At 64.7% G+C, this 15040-nt stretch carries 13 protein-coding genes; 5 read left to right on the top strand and 8 right to left on the bottom strand.

The features are described 5' to 3' along the window. Positions 1-176: 176 nt before the first annotated feature. On the bottom strand, positions 177-2927 hold the full coding sequence (mutS, locus tag AC0L16_RS11425) for a DNA mismatch repair protein MutS (protein ID WP_473620796.1): 2751 nt from the start codon (positions 2925-2927) through the stop codon (positions 177-179). A gap of 142 nt (positions 2928-3069) precedes the next feature. Here mutS and AC0L16_RS11420 point away from each other — a divergent pair, with 142 nt between their 5' ends. Next, complete coding sequence (locus AC0L16_RS11420; RefSeq protein WP_473620795.1) at positions 3070-5349, top strand: NADP-dependent malic enzyme; 2280 nt, start codon at positions 3070-3072, stop codon at positions 5347-5349. A 17-nt stretch (positions 5350-5366) separates the two neighbouring features. Here AC0L16_RS11420 and AC0L16_RS11415 read toward each other — a convergent pair whose 3' ends face one another. After that, positions 5367-6359: an adenosine kinase gene (locus tag AC0L16_RS11415; protein WP_473620793.1), complete on the bottom strand. Its 993-nt coding sequence runs from the start codon at positions 6357-6359 to the stop codon at positions 5367-5369. 208 nt (positions 6360-6567) lie between these two features. On the opposite strand from AC0L16_RS11415, the gene AC0L16_RS11410 reads away from it, so the two are divergent. Beyond that, a complete protein-coding gene (locus AC0L16_RS11410; protein WP_473620792.1) occupies positions 6568-7263 on the top strand; it encodes a sulfate transporter family protein in 696 nt (231 codons plus the stop codon). 100 nt (positions 7264-7363) lie between these two features. Here AC0L16_RS11410 and AC0L16_RS11405 read toward each other — a convergent pair whose 3' ends face one another. The 5 genes from AC0L16_RS11405 to AC0L16_RS11385 form a co-directional block, all read right to left on the bottom strand. After that, positions 7364-8359 (bottom strand): proline racemase family protein, encoded by a 996-nt coding sequence (locus AC0L16_RS11405; protein WP_473620791.1) that lies wholly within the window; start codon positions 8357-8359, stop codon positions 7364-7366. Next, the gene (locus AC0L16_RS11400; protein WP_473620789.1) at positions 8356-9159 is read right to left on the bottom strand and encodes an isocitrate lyase/PEP mutase family protein; all 804 of its coding nucleotides are present in this window, start codon (positions 9157-9159) and stop codon (positions 8356-8358) included. The genes AC0L16_RS11405 and AC0L16_RS11400 overlap by 4 nt, the downstream gene beginning before the upstream one ends. A 202-nt stretch (positions 9160-9361) precedes the next feature. Further along, the gene (locus AC0L16_RS11395) at positions 9362-10030 is read right to left on the bottom strand and encodes an HAD family hydrolase (protein ID WP_473620788.1); all 669 of its coding nucleotides are present in this window, start codon (positions 10028-10030) and stop codon (positions 9362-9364) included. Positions 10031-10181: 151 nt separating this feature from the next. Then, a complete protein-coding gene (dut, locus tag AC0L16_RS11390; RefSeq protein WP_473620787.1) occupies positions 10182-10667 on the bottom strand; it encodes a dUTP diphosphatase in 486 nt (161 codons plus the stop codon). An 84-nt stretch (positions 10668-10751) separates the two neighbouring features. After that, a complete protein-coding gene (locus AC0L16_RS11385) occupies positions 10752-11222 on the bottom strand; it encodes an Lrp/AsnC family transcriptional regulator (RefSeq protein ID WP_473620786.1) in 471 nt (156 codons plus the stop codon). A 115-nt stretch (positions 11223-11337) separates the two neighbouring features. On the opposite strand from AC0L16_RS11385, the gene AC0L16_RS11380 reads away from it, so the two are divergent. The 3 genes from AC0L16_RS11380 (at position 11338) to AC0L16_RS11370 (ending at position 13949) form a co-directional block, all read left to right on the top strand. Further along, a complete protein-coding gene (locus AC0L16_RS11380; protein WP_473620784.1) occupies positions 11338-11592 on the top strand; it encodes a DUF6356 family protein in 255 nt (84 codons plus the stop codon). A 13-nt stretch (positions 11593-11605) separates the two neighbouring features. Next, complete coding sequence (locus AC0L16_RS11375) at positions 11606-12406, top strand: class II glutamine amidotransferase (RefSeq protein ID WP_473620783.1); 801 nt, start codon at positions 11606-11608, stop codon at positions 12404-12406. 169 nt (positions 12407-12575) lie between these two features. Further along, positions 12576-13949: an amidase gene (locus AC0L16_RS11370; protein ID WP_473620781.1), complete on the top strand. Its 1374-nt coding sequence runs from the start codon at positions 12576-12578 to the stop codon at positions 13947-13949. Here AC0L16_RS11370 and AC0L16_RS11365 read toward each other — a convergent pair. Continuing rightward, on the bottom strand, positions 13943-15013 hold the full coding sequence (locus AC0L16_RS11365) for an NAD(P)/FAD-dependent oxidoreductase (protein WP_473620780.1): 1071 nt from the start codon (positions 15011-15013) through the stop codon (positions 13943-13945). The genes AC0L16_RS11370 and AC0L16_RS11365 overlap by 7 nt on opposite strands. Positions 15014-15040: the final 27 nt, after the last annotated feature.

The following is a 15040-nucleotide window of genomic DNA, read 5'->3' as shown; positions in this document are numbered from 1 at the left end:
CTGTCCTGCCGGACATCTCCCCCACTTGGGGGGAGATCGGCAGCTTCGCAGACTGCATCTTTTCTCGAGCGTTGGAGATTGGCGAAAACGATGCTGATAGCCGATCTCCCCACCTGTGGGGGAGATGTCCGCAGGACAGAGGGGGGCGCCGTAGAGCGCTATCCTACGAAGGCTGGCTACTTCCCCGCCATCCCCTTCAATCTGTACAGCGCTTCCAGCGCCTCCCGTGGCGTCATCTCGTCGGGGTTGATCTCCTCCAGCGCCGCGCTCAGCCCATCGCTCTTTGCCGGGCTCAATGCTTCCCGTTTCACCGCCACCGAAAACAGCGGCAGATCGTCGACCAGCCGGTTGGCCTTGCCCGAAACCTCGCCCGCTTCCAGCTGGTGCAGCACTTCCCTGGCCCGCCCGACCACCGCCTCCGGCAAGCCGGCCAGACGCGCCACCTGCACGCCGTAGGAGCGGTCGGCGGCACCCTTGCCGACTTCGTGCAGGAAGACCACGTCGCCCTCCCATTCCTTGACCCGCATGGTGACATTGTGCAGTCGAGCGAGCTTGCTGGCCAGCGCAGTCATTTCGTGGAAATGGGTGGCGAAGATCGCCCGGCAGCGGTTTTTCTCGTGCAGATACTCGACCGCCGCCCAGGCGATCGACAGGCCGTCGAAGGTGGCAGTGCCGCGGCCGATCTCGTCGAGGATCACCAGCGCGCGTTCGCCGGCCTGGTTGAGGATCGCCGCCGTTTCGACCATCTCGACCATGAAGGTCGAGCGGCCCCGCGCCAGATCGTCGGAGGCGCCGACCCGTGAAAACAACCGGTCGACGACGCCGATATGGGCTGATGTCGCCGGCACGAACGAGCCGGTCTGGGCGAGTATGGCGATCAGCGCGTTCTGCCTGAGGAAGGTCGATTTGCCGCCCATATTGGGGCCGGTCAGCAGCCAGATCGCGCCGTTTCTGGCATTGCCTTCCGGCGACAGATCGCAATCATTGGCGACGAACGGTCCTTCGCCCGAACGCCGCAGCGACTGTTCCACCACCGGATGCCGCCCGCCCGATATGGCGAAGGCGAGGCTCGCGTCCACGATGGGTCGGCACCAGGCCTCGCTTTCGGAAAGCAGCGCCAGCGCCGCCGACACGTCGAGCACGGCGAGTGCTTCGGCGCCGGCGCGGATCTTGTCCGCCTCGCCGACCGCTTCCGCCGTCAGCCTGTCGAAGGCGGCAAGCTCGATCGCCAGCGCCCGGTCGGCGGCATTGGCGATCTTCGATTCCAGCTCGGCCAGTTCGGTGGTGGTGAAGCGCATGGCGTTGGCCATGGTCTGGCGGTGGATGAAGCGCGCCTTCGCCCCATCGCTGCTCGTCATTGTCGCATGGTGGTTGGCGGTGACTTCGATGTAATAGCCAAGTACATTGTTGTGCCGGATTTTCAGCGAGCGGATGCCGGTTTCGTCGATCAGCGAGCGCTCCAGCCCGGCGATCACTTTTCGCGACTCGTCGCGTAGTGCCCGCATCTCGTCGAGATCGACGTGATAGCCGCCGCGGACGAAGCCGCCGTCGCGCTTGAGCAGCGGCAGTTCGTCGCCGAGCGCCCGCGTCAGATGTTCGGTCAGCGGGCGTGGCAGCGCCTTGATCGCCGCCAGCGCCGCCGCCAGTTCTGGCGGAAGGGCGGCCGCCCCAAACAGTTCGGCAATGGCGCCGGCTGCCTCGAACCCGGCACGCAGCGCGCCGAGATCGCGCGGGCCACCGCGGTTGAGCGCCAGCCGCGACAGGGCGCGTGGCATGTCGGCGACGCTCTTCAGGCTCGCCCGCACCGCCTGGCACAGCCGTGTCTCGGACCGGAAGAACGACACCGAATCCAGCCTTGCGACAATTGCCGCCGGATCGGTCAGCGGCGCCATCAGCCGGTCGGCCAGCAGCCGCGCCCCGCCGCCGGTCACCGTGCGGTCGATCGCCTTGAACAGCGAACCCTCGCGGCTGCCGGACAGCGTGCGCAGCAGTTCCAGATTGGCGCGTGTCGCCGGATCGATGAACAGCGTCGAACCCTGCTCCTCGCGCTCGGGTCGCGATAGCGGCGGCCGCTCGGCCTTTTGCGTCTTCTCGACATAGGCGATGGCGCCTGAGATCGCCGACAGCTCGGCGCGGGAAAACGTGCCGAAACTGTCCGGCGTCGCCACCTCGAAGAAACGGGCGACGCGCCCGGCGGCCGACGCCGAGTCGAACAGGCTCGGCGGCTGCGGATTGGCGACGCGGCCGAGCACATCGAACATCGGTTTCAGCTCCGGATCGTAAAACACCGGCTCGGCGACGATCAACTCGCGTGGGTCGACGCGAAAGACATCGGCGAGCAGCCGGTCGGCGGTCGTCTCGGCAACGCGGAAGGCGCCGGTCGAGATCTCGATCCAGGCCAACGCAAAACTTCCTTGGTTCGCTGTCGCGCTGCCGCGCTCGCCGCCTCTTGGATCGGCCCCGCCCTTGACCCGGCCAAGTGCCATCAAGAAACTCGATTCCGACGGCGCCAGCAATTTGTCCTCGGTGATGGTGCCGGGCGTCACCAGCCGCACCACGTCGCGGCGCACCACCGATTTGCCGCCGCGTTTCTTCGCCTCTGCCGGATCCTCGATCTGCTCGCAGACGGCGACGCGGAACCCTTGTCCAATCAGCTTCTGCAGATAATCGTCGGCGGCATGCACCGGCACGCCGCACATCGGGATGTCGAGGCCCTGGTGCTTGCCACGCTTGGTCAGGACGATGCCGAGCGCCCGGCTCGCCTTCTCGGCGTCGTCGAAGAACAGTTCGTAGAAATCGCCCATGCGGTAGAACAGCAGTGAATCCGGGTTCGCCGCCTTGATCTCGATATACTGTTCCATCATCGGCGTTGCCGGCGCAAAGGCCGGCGTGGCGCTGTCGCTGCGAATGGGCGTTTCGTCGTTCAAGAAGTTGCTTCCAAAATTTCCCAAGCCATCTGCTTGGCGGTTTACAGCGGCGAAGTGTAGCCTTAATCCCGAACGTTCCACAAAAGAAAGCATCGCGCCCGTCTCAACGAGGTGCTGCACGGGTGAGGAAATCGAAAGCATCATGGCCAAGAAAACCGAAAGCAACGGCCCCTCCGTCAGTGCGCAGGAGGCGCTGGAATTCCACGCCATGGGCCGCCCGGGCAAGCTGGAGATCGTCGCCACCAAGCCGATGGCCACCCAGCGCGACTTGAGCCTCGCCTATTCGCCGGGCGTCGCGGTCCCCGTCCTCGCCATCGCCGAGGATCCCAGCCGCGCCTTCGACTACACGGCGCGCGGCAACATGGTCGCCGTCATCTCCAACGGCACCGCCATCCTCGGCCTCGGCAATCTCGGCGCGCTGGCCGCCAAGCCGGTGATGGAAGGCAAGGCGGTGCTGTTCAAGCGCTTCGCCGATGTCGATTCCATCGATCTCGAGGTCGATACCGAGGATGCCGAAGAGTTCATCAATTGCGTGCGTTTCCTCGGGCCGTCGTTCGGCGGTATCAATCTGGAAGACATCAAGGCGCCGGAATGCTTCATCATCGAGCAGCGGCTGCGCGAACTTATGGACATACCGGTCTTTCATGACGATCAGCACGGCACCGCCATCATTTCGGCGGCGGGCCTGATCAACGCGCTGGAAATCACCGGCCGCGACATGAAGACCACCAAAATGGTCTGCAACGGCGCCGGTGCCGCCGGCGTCGCCTGCATCGAGCTGATGAAGGCGATGGGCTTTGCGCCCGAAAACATCATCCTGTGCGACACCAAAGGCGTCGTCTTCGAGGGCCGCACCGAAGGCATGAACCAATGGAAGTCGGCGCATGCCGTCAAGACCGACGCGCGCTCGCTGGCCGAGGCGCTCGACGGTGCCGACGTGTTCCTCGGCCTCTCAGCCAAGGGCGCGCTGACCACCAAGATGGTGCAGTCGATGGCCGAGAAGCCGATCATCTTCGCCATGGCCAACCCCGATCCCGAGATCACGCCGGAGGAAGTCGCCGAAATCCGCGCCGATGCCATCATGGCCACTGGCCGTTCGGACTATCCGAACCAGGTCAACAACGTGCTCGGCTTCCCTTACATCTTCCGCGGCGCGCTGGACGTGCGGGCGACCACCATCAATGACGACATGAAGATCGCCGCGGCGCGTGCGCTCGCCGAACTGGCGCGCCAGGATGTGCCCGACGACGTCGCCGCCGCCTACCAGGGCATGAGGCCGAAATTCGGCCCCAACTACATCATCCCGGTGCCGTTCGACCCGCGCCTGATCTCGGCCATTCCGATTGCGGTTGCCAAGGCCGCGATGGAATCCGGCGTCGCGCGCAAGCCGATCCTCGACCTCGACCGCTACGCGCAGGAGCTTTCTGCTCGCCGCGATCCGATCGCCTCGACCCTGCAGCGCATCTACGACCGCGTGCGCCGCCAGCCCAAGCGCATCGTTTTCGCCGAGGGCGAGGAGGAGCAGGTGATGCGCGCCGCCGTCTCCTATGTGAACCAGCGGCTCGGCACCGCCATCCTGCTCGGCCGCGACGACATCATCAAGGAGAACGCCAGGAACGCCGGCATCGAACTGAACAAGCAAGGCATTGAGATCATCAATGCCAGGCTGTCGCGCCGCAACGGCGTCTACACCGACTATCTGTACGAGCGCATGCAGCGCAAGGGCTTCCTGTTTCGCGACTGCCAGCGCCTGATCAACAACGACCGCAACCATTTCGCCGCCTGCATGGTGGCGCTGGGCGATGCCGATGGCATCGTCACCGGCGTCACCCGCAACTACTCGACGGCGCTCGACGACATCCGCCGCATCATCGACGCCAAGCCCGGCCACCGCGTCATCGGCGCCTCGATCGTGCTGGCGCGGGGACGAACCGTGATTGTCGCCGACACCGCCGTGCATGACATGCCGAATGCCGAACAGATCGCCGACATCGCCGAGGAGGCCGCCGGCTTTGCCCGCCGCATGGGTTATGAGCCACGGCTGGCCATGCTTGCCTATTCCACTTTCGGCCATCCGCAGGGCGAGCGCTCCGAGCGCGTCCAGGAAGCGGTGCGCATCCTCGACAAGCGGCGCGTCGATTTCGAGTATGACGGCGAGATGGCCGCCGACGTGGCGCTCAACGCGCGCGCCATGGCGCAATACCCGTTCATGCGGCTGACCGGCCCGGCCAATGTGCTGATCATGCCGGCCTTCCATTCGGCCTCGATCTCGACCAAGATGCTGCAGGAGCTCGGCGGCTCGACCGTCATCGGCCCGCTGCTGGTCGGCCTGGACAAGCCGGTTCAGATCGTCTCGCTCAACGCCAAGGACTCAGACATCGTCAACATGGCGGCGATTGCCGCATATACGGCGGGGGCGTGAGGAGCGGGCGCCTCTTCCTAAATCAACCCTGCCTGCTCAGCCTCGTGGCGCAGGTTCTGCCGCGGCCTTGGCCCGATCTGCTGGATGACCAGCCCGGCCGCCAGCGAGCCGAGGTCGCCGCAATGTTTCAGGCTGCGCCCTTGCGTGTAGCCGTAGAGGAAACCGGCGGCATATAGGTCGCCGGCGCCGGTGGTGTCGACCAGCTCGCGGATTTTCGTCGCGTCAATGGTGACCGTCTCGTCGCCGCGCACGATGACCGAACCCTTTTCGGAGCGGGTGACGGCGGCGATCTTGCAATCCTTGCGGATCTGGGCCAGCGCCTCGTCGAAGGAGGCGGTCTGGTAGAGCGACTTGATCTCGTGGCTGTTGGCAAAGACGATGTCGACGGTGCCCGAGCGCATCAGCTCCAGAAACTCGTCGCGGTAGCGGTCGACGCAGAACGAATCCGACAATGTCATTGACACTTCGCGCCCGGCTGCATGGGCGAGCTTCGCCGTCTGCCGGAACGCTTCCTTGGCGCGCGGCGGGTCCCACAGATACCCTTCGAAATAGGTGACGGCGGCGCCAGACGCCTTGTCCGCCTCGACATCCTCCGGCCCGAGCTCGACGCAAGCGCCGAGATAGGTGTTCATCGAGCGCTCGCCGTCCGGCGTGACGAAGATCATCGAGCGCGCCGTCGGCGGTTCGCCGTTGAGCGGCCTGGTGTCGAAGGCGACGCCCTGCGCGTGCATGTCATGGGCGTAGATTTCGCCGAGCGTGTCGTTCGAGACCTTGCCGAAGAAGGCGGCGCGACCGCCGAAGCTGGCGACGCCAGCCGCGGTGTTGCCGGCGCTGCCGCCGGAGGCTTCGATGGCCGGGCCCATGCGGCTGTAGAGCAGTTCGGCGCGCCTCGTGTCGATCAAATTCATCGCGCCCTTGATGATGCCGTTGGTTTCCAGAAATGCCTCGTCGCACTGGGCGATGATGTCGACAATGGCATTACCGATACAAAGCACGTCATAGTTCGGCATCAATGATGTCTCCGCGAAAAACCACCGGCTTTCTGCCATGCCGGCCGCGGGCGGGTCTAGCGATTTGATGCGGCTTTGCCTAGGCCGTGATTTTTAAATGGCGTGACGCCGCATGTGGTTGCGCCCTTGGTTGCGCCCCTTGGTTGCGCTTGTGACTTGTCGTGTCTCCGCCTATTTCGCAGTTGTTCAACATGGAATTGGAAACGCCGTGATCTCCAGCGCCGCCCGCGCCGCCGCCAGCCAGCTGTTCTCGCCCGAATTCCGCTCGGTGTTCGTAAAAACGCTGGGCCTGACCTTGCTGGCGCTCGCCGCACTTTGGTTCGCCATCGAGAGCCTGTTCGAATGGCTGGCCTGGCCATGGATCGACGCATGGCTGCCCGCCCTGCCGTCCTGGGCCGGATGGCTGGGCTTCATCGTCGCCGGGATCGGTTTGGCGCTGGGTCTGGCGCTGCTGATCGCGCCGGTGACGGCGATCATCGCCGGCCTGTTCCTTGACGACGCCGCCGAACTGGTCGAGCGCACCGACTATCCCAATGACCTGCCCGGCCGCGCCATGCCGGCACTGCGCTCGCTGGTACTGGCGATAAGATTTTTTGGCGTCGTCATCCTCGGCAACATCGTGGCCTTGCTGCTGCTGCTGGTGCCGGGCATCAACATCGCCGCCTTCTTCATCGTCAACGGCTATCTGCTGGGACGCGAATTCTTCGAATTTGCCGCGATGCGCTTTCGCCCGGAGGCCGAGGCCCGGGCGTTGCGCAAAAAACATGCCGTCACAGTGTTTCTCGCCGGGCTGGTTGTCGCTGCCTTCCTCGCGGTGCCGCTGCTCAACCTTCTGACGCCGCTGTTCGCCGCCGCCATGATGGTGCACCTGCACAAGGCGATCTCGGCGCGGGAAGCGGCTTAGGAGTGCTGATGCTCTGGTGATGCGGGTTGCGAATGGCGGTTTCCTGCGCTTCCGGGGCGTACCCAGCGTTACGCTCGGTTTCGTTTGTTGGGCCCCGGCGTTAGCGGAGAAGAAAACCGCGTCCCAACTCGTCGTCGGGTTCGACGATGAATTCGGCCCGGCCGCAGTAGAAGGCGCGGCCGCCGACGCGGGCGATGATGGCGCCATGCGGCCCGGCTTTCGCGGTCCTCGCTACGCTGCCGGAAAAGCGCGAGCCGGCGATACTTTCGAACAGCCGCATCTGGCCGGCGATTTCGCCCTTGGCATGCATTGCCGCCAGCCGCGCTGTGACGCCAGATCCGGTCGGCGAGCGGTCGACCTCGGCTTCGGCAAAGACGCAGATGTTTTTGGTCGGGCTATCGGAAAATACGTCCTGTCCGTCGGTCAGGATGGTGCCGTAGAGAAAGGCAAGGTCGGCATGGTCGGGATGCGACAGCGGGAACTCGGCCTTCAGTTTCCCGGTCAGCGCCGTCGCCGCATCGACGAAATCGCGCACCCGGTTTTTGCCGAATTCCAGCCCGAACTGGCGGCAATCGGCGAGTGCATAGAAGGCGCCGCCATAGGCGATGTCGAAGACGATCGCCCCGAGGCCCGGTAATTCGATCTCCTGGTCGCGGGCGAACAAAAAGGCCGGCACGCTTTCGAACGACACTGCACCGGCCTTGCCGTCCTTCACCTCGACCCAGGCGACGACCAGCCCGCACGGCGCTTCAATGTTGACTGTCGTCAGCGGCTCCTGCCGCGCCACCAGTCCCTCGTCGACGGCGTAGCGGCCGAGCGCGACGATGGCGTGGCCGCACATCGTCGAATAGCCCTCATTGTGCATGAACAGCACGGCGAGGTCGGCGCCGGGCAGGTCGGGTTCCACCAGCAGCGCGCCATACATGTCGTGATGGCCGCGCGGCTCGAACATCAGGATCTTCCTGAGATGATCGAGGTGATCGCGCACATAGGCGCGTTTTTCCAGGATCGTGCCTGCAGGAATCCTGGGGTAGCCACCGGTGACGATCCGCAGCGGCTCGCCGCCGGTGTGCATGTCGACGACGCTGAGCATCATGCGTTGGGTTCGGAAAACAACGCCTGCAGCCTGCCGAACGGCATGGCGGTGCGGGTGAAGCCGAAGGTGCCGTCCTGCTGGATCTCACGCGCCGCCGTTTCCAGCATGCCGAAGGCGTAATTGGTCAGCCAGGGCCCGAGCGAAATGCGCTTGACCCCTGCGAGCGCAAGCTCGGCGACGGTGAAGTCGGGCCTGACCATAACGTTGACCGGCTTGGTCAGCGCCGAGCAGACGGTTCGCACCGTCTCGATGTCACAGATTCCCGGCGCGTAGAGCACGTCGGCGCCGGCCCTCTCGAAGGCTTGCAGCCGCTTGATCGTGTCGTCGATGTCTGGCTTGCCCCACAGAAAATTCTCGGCCCGCGCGGTGAAGATGAAGTCGTGCTTCAGCGCCCGTGCCGCCTCGGCTGCAGCGGCGACGCGCTCGACGGCATGCGAAAAATCATAAATCGGCTTGTCGGGCTCGCCGGTGTGGTCCTCGATCGAGCAGCCGGCGAGGCCTGCCGCTTCGGCCGCGAAGATGGTTTCGGATGCACTTGTCGCGCTGTCGCCCTTGCCCTTCTCGAGATCGGCCGAGATCGGCAGGCCGGTCGCCGCCGCCACGTCGCGGCAGTGGTGGATCATCGCCTCGAAGGTCACGGCGCCGTCGGGCAGGCCGCGCGAAAAGGCAAAGCCGGCGCTGGTCGTCGCCAACGCCTTGAAACCGAAGGAGGCCAGCAGTTTCGTCGTGCCCACGTCCCAGGGGTTGGGCATGACGAAGATCGAGCTGTGCAGATCGCGAAAGATTTTGCCCTTGTTCATGGATGCTCCCCAGAGTGCGAAGCGCATTTTATCCCGCCGTCGCGCGCCGGGCAAACGAATGCGATTGGTTCAGAAGCGATTGGCATTCTCTCCTGCCAATTTGTCCGGTGCGCCGGACCTCTTGACGCCTCGGACTGTCGAGCGTTCGAAAGCTGATACGGACGACCGAGGCGTACAGCCGGAGAAGCAGCTCGATATCAGATCAGTGGATCGGCACCAGCCCGGCCAGTTCGCGCATGTCGTCGAACAGGATGCCGCCGGCCTCGGTCAGGCCGTCGCGGTCGGAGTGCGGGTCGCCGTGGTAGGAATAGACGCGCATGCCGGCGGCAATGCCGGCTAATGTCCCGGCGACGCTGTCCTCGATGACGATGCAGTCGGCGGGCGCGAAGCCCATCGTGCTTGCGGCATGCAGGAACAGGTCGGGAGACGGCTTGCCGCGGGAGACCATTGTCGAGCTGAACAGCGCTTGCTCGAACAGCGGCAGCAGCCCGGTCTGGCCGAGAGTGATGTGCATCTTAGACACCCGCGCCGACGACGCGACGCAGGTTGCGATGCCGGCCGCGTGCACGGCTTCGATGAACTCCCTGACATAGGGAACGGCTTCGACGCCATGCGCGAACAGGTCCGGCAGACCGGCGTTCCAACGGTCGACGAAATCGGCGCCGAGGCTGACGCCGGTCGCCTCGACTTCCTTCTGCACCGAGACCATGGCGCGGCCGGAGAAATACTTGCGGCAATATTCGAAGCTTGCTGGATACCCGGCGGCGCTGAGCCAATCGGCGAGGCGTCGATTGGCCAAGTTCTCGGTGTCGACCAGAACCCCGTCGCAATCGAAGATGACCAGTTTGGGTAGGGGTCGTATTTCAGTCATATTGAACCATTCTGCCGGAGGGAATTCGGGTCAAGGTCGAGGCCTCTCGGCGTCGGCCGTGCTGGTGGCACGGCCAAGTCCGAAGGCCGAAGGATTTGGCTCGAATTAACCCGGTAGAATGGTTCAATATGACTGAGATACGACCCAGACATCAGGCGGTGCCGGTCGATCCGAAGCCTCCGGAGCCGCGCGCCGTTCCGCCGGCCAAGCTACGCTCCTCGACCGTCGCCTGCGTCACCGGGGCGAAGACGATCTGGGCGATCCGCATGCCGCGCGTCACCGCGAAATCCTCGTCGCCGAGATTGATCAGCAGCACCTTGACCTCGCCGCGATAGTCGCTGTCGATGGTGCCTGGCGTGTTGAGACAAGTGAGGCCATGCTTGAAGGCGAGGCCGGAGCGCGGCCGGACCTGGCCTTCGACGCCCTCCGGGATCTCCAGGATCAGCCCGGTCGGCACCAGCGCGCGTTTTCCCGGCAGGATCAGCAGCGGCCGGTCGTCTGGCACCGCGGCGCGCAGATCCATGCCGGCGGCGCCCGAGCTTTCATAGGCGGGAAGCGGTAGGCCGTCACCATGCGGCAGCCTGATGAAGCCGACGGCCGGACCGATGACGGAGGAAGTGTAGAGGGCTGCGCGCATGAGGCTGATCCTATCGCTATCAACGCCGATTCAGTCAACTCGGCGCCCAGGCTATCAACGACTTTCTTTCAGTGCAGTTCCGCTTCAGCGCAGTTCTACGGGAACGATCGTCGTCTCCTTGATCTCCTCCATGACGAAGGAGGTCGAAACGTCCGACAGCGCCACCTTGGCGATCAGCCGCTGATAGAGCCGGTCATACGCCTTCACGTCGGCGACGCGGGCGCGCAAGACATAATCGAGGTCGCCGGACATGCGGTAGACGCCGGTGATCTCGGGAAAGCCGCTCACTGCCGCCCGGAATTTTTGCAGCCAGTCCGGATCGTGATTGGAGGTCCGGACCAGGATGAACACCGAAAGGCCAAGGCCAAGCTTGTCGGCATCGACCAGCGCCACCCGGCCGGTGATGACGCCGTCTTCTTCCAGCCGCTTCACCCGGCGCCAGCAGGCGTTGCGCGACAGCGACACTCTTTCCGACAATTGGTCAACCGACAATGTGCCGTCGCGTTGCAACTCGGCCAGCAATCTTCGGTCGATCTCATCGATTTCCAGAGACATGTGGGATATTTGTCCCAAAAATTGGCCAAACACAAGGATGATTTGGGATCGATGAACCGAAAGCTCGTGCCAGAATGCTCAGCATCGGGGGCTTACGCTGGCAGGAGGCATCACCATGACGACACGGCTTGCAAGGCTCTTTACCTCTCACCCGGCCAAGGTGGGCGAGACCTATTTCAGCCATATGACCTTCGCGGCGTGGTTCTGCTCGCGCCTGTTCATGGCAGCGTTCGCCGCACTCATTCACGCTTTCTTGCCGTTTTTGTTTGAGACTACGGCCAGCCGAATCGTTCGCGAGCTCTATGAGCGCACGCACAACAGAGGCACACACGCAATCAAGGAGCCTGCGGCTCTCATGGATCGCGCCTGAGGGGGATTAAGCGATGTGCCGGTGGGCGGCCTACCTGGGCGAAGCGGTTTTCCTCGAAGACATCGTCACGGCGCCCTGCCATTCGCTGATCGCCCAGAGTCATTGCGCCCAGGAAGCCAAGTCGCCGACCAATGGCGATGGCTTTGGCCTCGCCTGGTACGGCGACCGGCCCGAACCGGGTCTCTATCGCGACATCCTGCCGGCCTGGTCCGATCCCAATCTGAAGAGCCTGTGCCGCCAGATCAGGTCCAGCCTGTTCCTTGCCCATGTGCGCGCCTCGACCGGCGGCGCCACCAGCCGCATGAACTGTCATCCCTTCGCTGCCGGCCGCTGGTCGTTCATGCACAACGGCCAGATCGGCGGCTTCGAAAGGATCCGCCGCGCGCTGGAAAATTCGCTCTCTGACGCGGGCTTCGCCCAGCGCGAAGGCACCACCGATTCCGAACTCTTCTTTCTCCTGATGATCGACGAAGGGCTGTCGGGTGATCCGGAGGGCGCTGTTCTCCGCGCCACCAGCCGCGTTATGGACACCTCGCGCCGCGCCGGCCTCGAACCGGCGCTGAGACTTACCGCAGCCTTGTCGGACGGCGAATCGCTCCATGCGGTGCGCTATGCGACCGATGCCCACGCGCCGACGCTCTACACCTCCGTCTTCCGCAATGGCGGCGGACGATGCCTTATGTCGGAGCCCTTCGACCGTGATGGCGGCGACTGGCAGCCGATCCCGCCCTCTAGCTTCGTCACCATTACCAGAGACGGCATGACCATTCGTCCGTTCGCGCCGGAGCCGGCAAGACTGGCGCTGGCCGTGTAGATCCCTCGCTATCGCGGCAATATCGCGGGACGGCGCCGACCTAAGCAGACCCTCGCAGCGCAATTCCAATCAAGCACCGCCAGTCCTCGAATGCTGAACTCGGCTTGAAGACGCGCCGTAGCCCGCCATTTGGTGAGGCTGGCGCCGCTAGCAAGCCGGAGCATTGGTCATGGACCTCGTCTTTTCCTCCACTAGAGAATTGGCTGCCGCGATCGGCGACCGCAAGATTTCCGCCGTGGAAGCGCTGGACGCGCATTTGGCTGAGATCGACAGGCATAATGAGGCGGTCAACGCGGTCGTCACGCTCGACAGGGAAGGGGCTCGCGCTCGCGCGAAGAAGGCCGACGAAGCGCAGGCGCGCGGCGACGCTCTCGGGCCGCTGCACGGCGTGCCGTTCACGCTGAAGGACGCCCACGAAACACTGGGGATGAAGACGACGGTCGGCTTCCCCCCTTTTGCCGACTATGTGGCGAGCAAAGACAGCCCGGTCGTCCTCAGGTTGAAGGCTGCCGGCGGCGTGCTGGTCGGCAAGACAAATGTCGCAACGATGCTGGGCGACTGGCAGTCGAACAACCCGCTGTTCGGCCGCACCAGTAATCCGTGGGATCTATCGCGCACCGCCGGCGGTTCCAGCGGGGGAGCGGCGGCAGCACTTTGCGCGGGCATGACGCCATTCGAAATCGGCACCGACATGCAGGATTCGATCCGCCTGCCCGCAGCCTTCTGCGGCGTCTACGGCCTCAAGCCGACCGAGCATCGCGTCTCCTTAGCCGGTGCCTTTCCCAACCCCGATGGCGTACCGCGCTGCGTACGGCTGATGTCCTGCATCGGTCCGCTGGCCCGCAACGTCGAAGATCTGGCGCTGATCCTGAGGATCATTGCAGGACCGGATGGCAGCGACACCGACCTTGCCCCGGTGCTGGTCGAGGACATGCCTGAGGTCAATCTCAAGACCCTGCGCATCGCTTTCGCGCCGGCCTTTCCGGGTTTTCCCGTGGCCGGCGAGATCAGGGCCGCGGTCGAAAGTCTGGCTGAGCAACTCAAATCTGCGGGCGCGACCGTCGACGAAGCAAGACTGCCGACGCTCGACCTGGATGACGATCTGACGCAAGGCGGTGCGCTGATCGGCATGATGCTGGAGGCTACGCAGCCTGAGCCGCCAGAGCAGCCGACGCCGGTCTCGCGCTGGTTCGAGGCGCTCGCCCGCCGTGACCGGTCAATCCTTGCCTGGGACCGGTTTTTCGAAGGCTGCGATGTCTTGCTTTGCCCCGTCGCCATGACGACGGCCTTTGCGCATTGCGAGCCGGGAACACCGATCAAGGTCGATGACAGGGAGCAGAGTTATTGGCTGCTGCCGGCCTATGGCGCGGTGTTCAACTACAGCGGCCACCCCGCACTTTCGCTGCCCTGCGGGCAGGACCGCGACGGCCTGCCCATCGGCGTACAACTGGTCGGCCGTCGCTGGTCCGAATCGCGGCTGCTTGGCATCGGTAGGGCGATAGCGCCGCTGAGCGGCGGTTTTCGCCGTCCGCCCGGCTATTGAGCAAACCGCGCCAGCCCATAGGGCTCAAGCAGCGGATCGCGCGCGTCGTCGAGGATTTCCCGGGCGGCAAACAGGCCGACGGCAGGCACCAGCGTGATGCCGGAATGCATGACCGCGACGTAGAGTCCGCCGATGCCTTCAGCCCGTCCGATGATCGGAAAGCCGTCGACGGGCGTCGGCCGGTAGCCGACCGTGTGGAAATCCGACTCCAGCTGGTCGGCGCCGCGCAACATGCTCTTCATCGCCGCAAACAGCTCACAAGCGGTGGCTTCGGCATCCATGCCCGGATCGGCGCCGCCGAAATCCGAACCGGCGATGATGCGGCCCTCGACAGTCTGGCGCATGTGCAGCCGGTCGCCGATCACCAGGCCGTTGAGCAGCTTTTCGTGGGGGCGTGAATGGACGATCAGGCCGGGCGGCGTCTCAATCGGCAGTTTTAGCCCGGCCGTCGCCGCAATTGCCGCAGAGCCGGCGCCGGCCGCGATCACCACCTCGTCGGCGACGATCCGTCCGCCTGACGTATCCACGCCGCTGATCCTGCCATTGGTCTGTATCAGCGCGGTGATTGTCGTGCCGGTCATCACCCGCGCGCCAAGCCGCTCGGCATCGGCCAGCAGCGTCTGCGTGGCCGCGACCGGCTCGGCGACGCCCTCCTCAGCGACGTGAAGGGCGAAGTCGGGAAGCTCGGTCAAATTGGGCTCTATACGTGCGGCTCCCACGCGGTCGACTCGGGCGATCCCGTAGCCCCAGGCAGAATGCTCGGCGGCATAGGCCTCAAGCTCGGCCGGCGGCAGGTCCCAGCACAGGCCGCCGCACCATTTCAACGGAATGCCGGGCACGTCATGAGCAAGCCGCGTCCACTCGGCCATCGAACGGGTACGCAGCCGGAAATACGGCTCTGGATTGCCCCAACTGGCATTGATCCAGGCAAAGGAATTCGGCGTGGCGACGCCGCCGCTGTCGGCAACGATCGTCACGTTCGCGCCAGCCTTCGCCAGATGCCAGGCGATGGACGCGCCGATGATGCCGGCGCCGACGACGATGACCTGCTTGGCTGCGCTCATGGATGGACCTTTATCGAACCGCCTCTG

The organism is Mesorhizobium sp. WSM4848 (genome assembly GCF_055811375.1).
The sequence above is the reverse complement of the archived record's forward strand: the minus strand, read 5'-3'. Positions and strand labels throughout refer to the sequence as shown.

Bases quoted from the DNA above. Each gene is read 5' to 3' on its own strand.
- AC0L16_RS11420 (WP_473620795.1), top strand. From the start codon at position 3,070: ATGGCCAAGAAAACCGAAAGCAACGGCCCCTCCGTCAGTGCGCAGGAG.
- AC0L16_RS11380 (WP_473620784.1), top strand. From the start codon at position 11,338: ATGACGACACGGCTTGCAAGGCTCTTTACCTCTCACCCGGCCAAGGTG.
- AC0L16_RS11405 (WP_473620791.1), bottom strand. From the start codon at position 8,359: ATGATGCTCAGCGTCGTCGACATGCACACCGGCGGCGAGCCGCTGCGG.
- AC0L16_RS11370 (WP_473620781.1), top strand. From the start codon at position 12,576: ATGGACCTCGTCTTTTCCTCCACTAGAGAATTGGCTGCCGCGATCGGC.
- AC0L16_RS11400 (WP_473620789.1), bottom strand. From the start codon at position 9,159: ATGAACAAGGGCAAAATCTTTCGCGATCTGCACAGCTCGATCTTCGTC.
- AC0L16_RS11395 (WP_473620788.1), bottom strand. From the start codon at position 10,030: ATGACTGAAATACGACCCCTACCCAAACTGGTCATCTTCGATTGCGAC.
- AC0L16_RS11375 (WP_473620783.1), top strand. From the start codon at position 11,606: ATGTGCCGGTGGGCGGCCTACCTGGGCGAAGCGGTTTTCCTCGAAGAC.
- dut (WP_473620787.1), bottom strand. From the start codon at position 10,667: ATGCGCGCAGCCCTCTACACTTCCTCCGTCATCGGTCCGGCCGTCGGC.
- AC0L16_RS11385 (WP_473620786.1), bottom strand. From the start codon at position 11,222: ATGTCTCTGGAAATCGATGAGATCGACCGAAGATTGCTGGCCGAGTTG.
- AC0L16_RS11415 (WP_473620793.1), bottom strand. From the start codon at position 6,359: ATGCCGAACTATGACGTGCTTTGTATCGGTAATGCCATTGTCGACATC.
- AC0L16_RS11365 (WP_473620780.1), bottom strand. From the start codon at position 15,013: ATGAGCGCAGCCAAGCAGGTCATCGTCGTCGGCGCCGGCATCATCGGC.